This window comes from Roseicyclus sp., from assembly GCF_052168335.1.
Taxonomy (GTDB): domain Bacteria; phylum Pseudomonadota; class Alphaproteobacteria; order Rhodobacterales; family Rhodobacteraceae; genus Roseibacterium.
Genome location: NZ_JBQLZP010000374.1, coordinates 1 through 3,091 on the forward strand (window position 1 = coordinate 1; position 3,091 = coordinate 3,091).

3 protein-coding genes are annotated in these 3,091 nt (G+C 72.5%); all 3 read left to right on the forward strand.

What is annotated here, in order from left to right; all coding sequences use genetic code 11:
• Positions 1-105: 105 nt before the first annotated feature.
• Positions 106-1,119, forward strand: coding sequence for an SDR family oxidoreductase (locus ACTS11_RS11475; protein WP_442640450.1), 1,014 nt, complete (start codon positions 106-108; stop codon positions 1,117-1,119).
• 38 nt (positions 1,120-1,157) lie between these two features.
• Complete coding sequence (locus tag ACTS11_RS11480; protein ID WP_442640451.1) at positions 1,158-2,012, forward strand: SDR family oxidoreductase; 855 nt, start codon at positions 1,158-1,160, stop codon at positions 2,010-2,012.
• A 4-nt stretch (positions 2,013-2,016) separates the two neighbouring features.
• The coding region (locus ACTS11_RS11485) for an alpha-amylase family glycosyl hydrolase (protein ID WP_442640452.1) at positions 2,017-3,091 on the forward strand (1,075 nt) is incomplete at its 3' end.

Sequence of the window (3,091 nt, forward strand, 5' to 3'; positions counted from 1 at the left end):
CCGCCCGTCCGAGGGCGGGCCTCGGCGAGGCGACGGCTGACGGCGACATCCCCCCCGAGACGGCCTCCGATGCCCCACAGACCCCCCGAACCCAAGGAGCACAGCATGCACATCCCCGGAACAGCCGTCGTCGCGGGTGGAACCGCGGGCGTCGGACGCGCCACCGTCGACGCGCTCATCGCCGAGGGCTACCGCGTCGGCGTCCTCGCCCGCGGCCGCGCGCGCCTCGCCGAGGTCGCGGCCCGCCATGGCGAGCGCGTCATGACCATCCCCTGCGACGTGGGCGAGGCGCGCGACGTCTCCCGCGCCGGCGCCGCCGTCGAGGAGGCGCTCGGCCCGATCGTCGTCTGGGTCAACTGCGCGATGCTCACCAGCTTCTCGCCCTTCGAGGCCATGGCTCCGCAGGAATTCGACCGGATCGTGAAGACGACCTTCCTCGGCACCGTGAACGGCACGCGCGCGGCGCTGTCGCTGATGAAGCGGCGGGGCGAGGGCCGGATCGTCAACGTGGGCTCGGGCCTCGCCTACCGGCCGGTGCCCTTCCAGTCGGCCTATTGCGCCTCGAAGCACGCCATCAAGGGCTTCACCGAATCCATCCGCTCCGAGCTCATTCGCGAGGGGTCGGAGATCACGCTCGGCATGGTGCAGCTCCCCGCGCTGGACACGCCGCAGTTCGACTGGGCGCGCAACCGCCTCGACCGCAAGCCGCAGCCCGCGCCGCCGATCTATCGCCCCGAGCTCGCCGCGCGCGCTGTCCTGAAGGCCGTGCGCGAGGGCAGCCGCGAGCTCTTCGTCGGCCGCTCGGTGCCGCAGCTCGTCCTCGGCACGATGGTCCTGCCCGGCTGGCTCGACCGCAAGATGGCCGACGCGGGCGGCGAGCTGCAGATGTCGGACCGCCCCGAACCGGGCGGCAGGCCCGACAACATCGACGCGCCGGTCGAGGGGATGGCCTCGGACGCCCATGGCAGCTACGGCGACCGGGCCCTCGATGGCGGCCTCGTCCTCGACGCGGACCTCGCGCGCAAGGCCGTCTTCCTCGGGCTGCCCGTGGCGGCGCTGGGGCTCGGCCTCCTCCTCGGGCGGGCGCTCGCGGAACCGGGGCGCAGGCGCAGGGGTTGAAGAGGCACCCGGAAACTCCGACCCACGAGGCCCCCCGCATGTCCCAGCCCCGCTCCATGCCCGCGCAATCCCAGGACCGGATGCCGGCCGACGAGTACAAGATGGAGCCCGCGCCCGACTGGCACCCGCGCCACCCCGGCGTCGGCAAGCTGAAGGGCAAGCGCGCCATCGTCACCGGCGGGGACAGCGGCATCGGCCGCGCCGTCGCCGTGCTCTTCGCGCGCGAGGGCGCGGACGTGGGCATCGTCTACCTGGCCGAGGACCGCGACGCCGAGGAGACGGTCGAGGCGATCCGGGCCGAGGGCGCCAAGGCCTACGCGCTCAGGGCCGACCTCGGCCGCCATGACGACGCCTTCCGCGCCGTGGCCGAGCTGACCGAGAAGCTCGGCGGCCTCGACATCCTGGTGAACAACGCCGCGATGCAGTGGAACGCCGAGGACATCCGCGACATCTCGGAGGAGCAGCTCCGCCGCACGATGGACAGCAACGTCATGGGGCCGTTCTTCTGCACGCAGGCGGCGCTCGGGCACCTTCCCGACGGCGGCGCCATCGTCTTCACGGCGAGCGTCAACGCCTTCAAGGGCAATTCCCACCTCGTCGACTACTCGGCGACGCGGGGCGCCATCACGGCCTTCTCGCGCTCCATGGCGCAGCAGCTCGCGCCGCGCGGCATCCGCGTGAACTGCGTGGCGCCCGGGCCCGTCTGGACGCCCTTCATCCCCGGCTCCATGCCGCCCGAGATGGTCGAGGGCTTCGGCGACCACGTGATGATGGGCCGCCCCGGCCAGCCCTGGGAGATCGCCACCTCCTACCTTTTCCTCGCCTCCGACGACGGCAGCTACTTCACGGGCCAGACGCTGCACCCGAACGGCGGCACGATCGTCGGAAGCTGACGCCATGGCACGCCGCGGCCCATGGCCCGAGCATCCGGTCGTCTACCACGTCTACCCGCGCTCCTTCGCCGACAGCTCCGGGCACGGCGAGGGCGACCTGCGCGGCATCGCCGAGCGGCTCGACCACGTCGCGTCCCTCGGCGTCGACGCGATCTGGCTCTCGCCCTTCTACGTCTCGCCCTTCGTGGACGGCGGCTACGACGTGGCCGACCATTGCGCGGTCGATCCCCGCTTCGGGACGATGGCCGACTTCGACCGGCTGGTGGCCCGCGCGCACGAACTCGGTCTTCTCGTCCTGATCGACCAGGTCTTCAACCACACCTCCGACACGCACGAGTGGTTCCGCCGCTCGCTCGCCCGCGAGGAGGGCTATGCCGACCTCTACGTCTGGGCCGACGCCAGGCCCGACGGCGGCCCGCCGAACAACTGGATCGCCTTCTTCGGCGAGCCCGCCTGGCGCTGGCACCCCGAGCGCGGGCAGTACTGCCTGCACAAGTTCCTCGCCTGCCAGCCCTGCCTCGATCACCACCACCCGCGCGTCCACGAGCGGCTCGAGGCGATCACCCGCTTCTGGCGCGCGCGCGGCGTCGACGGCTTCCGCTACGACGCGGTGACGAGCTTCTTCCACGACGAGGGGCTCGCCGACAATCCGCCCGCGACCGAGGCGCAGAAGGCGCGCACGCCCGGACCGCCGAACAACCCCTTCACCCACCAGCACCACGAGAACGACGTGCTGCCGACGCTCTGCGCGGGCTTCGTGCGGACGATCCGCGGCTGGGCGGGCGAGGACGCCTGGCTCCTGGGCGAGATCAACGCGGGCCCGGGCTCGGTCGAGGTGACGAAGGCCTTCACGCAAGAGGGCGGCCTCGACGCGGGCTATACCTTCGACCTCGCCGAGCGCGGCCTGACCGCGCCGGTCCTGCGCGAGATTCTCGACCGGCTGGAAGGCAGGGACGGCCTCGCCTGGTGGCTCTCGAGCCACGACGTGCCGCGCCACGTCTCCCGCCTCGGCGACGGCAGCGCGCGGGACGCCCGGCTCTTTGCAGCACTCCTCCTGGCGCTGCCGGGTCCGGTGATCC

Coding starts and splice junctions, on each gene's coding strand:
- ACTS11_RS11475 (WP_442640450.1), top strand. CDS start 106: ATGCACATCCCCGGAACAGCCGTCGTCGCGGGTGGAACCGCGGGCGTC.
- ACTS11_RS11480 (WP_442640451.1), top strand. CDS start 1,158: ATGTCCCAGCCCCGCTCCATGCCCGCGCAATCCCAGGACCGGATGCCG.